Annotated in this window: 1 protein-coding gene and 1 pseudogene; one reads left to right on the top strand and one right to left on the bottom strand. The window is 63.3% G+C overall.

Annotation, left to right across the window (positions count from 1 at the left end; all coding sequences use genetic code 11):
- Nucleotides 1-209, top strand: a 209-nt coding sequence (locus J0A65_RS28085) for a hypothetical protein (protein ID WP_206597124.1), incomplete at its 5' end; no start/stop codon positions are given.
- Here the strand turns inward: J0A65_RS28085 and J0A65_RS26260 are convergent.
- Nucleotides 198-384: pseudogene (locus tag J0A65_RS26260) on the bottom strand (hypothetical protein); the annotation flags it as partial. The gene J0A65_RS28085 and the pseudogene J0A65_RS26260 overlap by 12 nt on opposite strands.

Here is a 384-nt window from a genome sequence, read left to right as displayed (position 1 = left end):
AACCGTCGATCTGGCAAAGGACTGTTGCATCCATGCAACGAGCGAAACGGATTTTTCGTTGTCATGGGGCACTCGGCGCCGGCGCGTGGCCGTGGCATGCGGGGTCAGGCACGCCCGTATTGCTGGCGATATTGCGCGGGCGTCAAGCCGGTCAGCGCCTTGAACAGGCGCCGCAGATTGGTCGCGCTGCTGATACCTCAGGATGGTGAAGTGCTGACGTTCTGATCCCGGTCTGCCGCGCGTTGCGTCATCCAGCGCCGGTACTGGCGAGTCCGGAAGATGTCCTTTACCTGCTGCGTCAGCAGCGCCCACAGCGGCGACACGCCGGGCTGGCTGTCTCGGCCCTGGCTGAGCTTGTGCAGCTGGTATTTCACCACTGCCATG

The organism is Bowmanella yangjiangensis (assembly GCF_017255015.1).
Taxonomy (GTDB): domain Bacteria; phylum Pseudomonadota; class Gammaproteobacteria; order Enterobacterales; family Alteromonadaceae; genus Bowmanella; species Bowmanella yangjiangensis.
The sequence above is the reverse complement of the archived record's forward strand: the minus strand, read 5'-3'. Positions and strand labels throughout refer to the sequence as shown.